The organism is Pseudomonas persica (genome assembly GCF_900291015.1).
In the GTDB taxonomy this organism is placed as follows: domain Bacteria; phylum Pseudomonadota; class Gammaproteobacteria; order Pseudomonadales; family Pseudomonadaceae; genus Aquipseudomonas.
The window spans coordinates 1-387 of record NZ_OLKL01000075.1; the positions used below are offsets into that span (position 1 = coordinate 1).

Consider the following 387-nt stretch of genomic DNA (forward strand, 5'->3'; position numbering starts at 1 on the left):
GGCCATGGCTGGCCCTGGCTGCGCCGTGGCCACCACCAGGCGCGAACTGCCCCGGTAGCAGCCGCCCGCCGATATGGCCCAGCAGCGCGGCCGCCAGCACGATCAGCGGGAAGGGAACGTCGAGCGCGAAAATGGCCACGAACGAGGCCGCGGCAATGGCCCACAACCAGCCGTTTTTCAGGGCGCGCGTGCCAATCCGATGTGCGGCATGCACGACGATGGCGGTCACGGCCGGCTTGATCCCGTAGAAAATACCAGCCACCACCGGCACTTCGCCCCAGGCCAGATAGACCCACGACAGGCCGATCAGGATGAACAGCGACGGCAGTACGAACAGGGTGCCGGCAATCACCCCGCCCCAGGTGCGGTGCATCAGCCAGCCAATGT

General features: G+C 67.2%; 1 protein-coding gene. It reads right to left on the reverse strand.

All coding sequences use genetic code 11. The annotated features are described in order from the left end of the window. The coding region (locus tag FQ664_RS25760; RefSeq protein ID WP_144175823.1) for a chromate transporter at window positions 1-387 on the reverse strand (387 nt) is incomplete at both ends.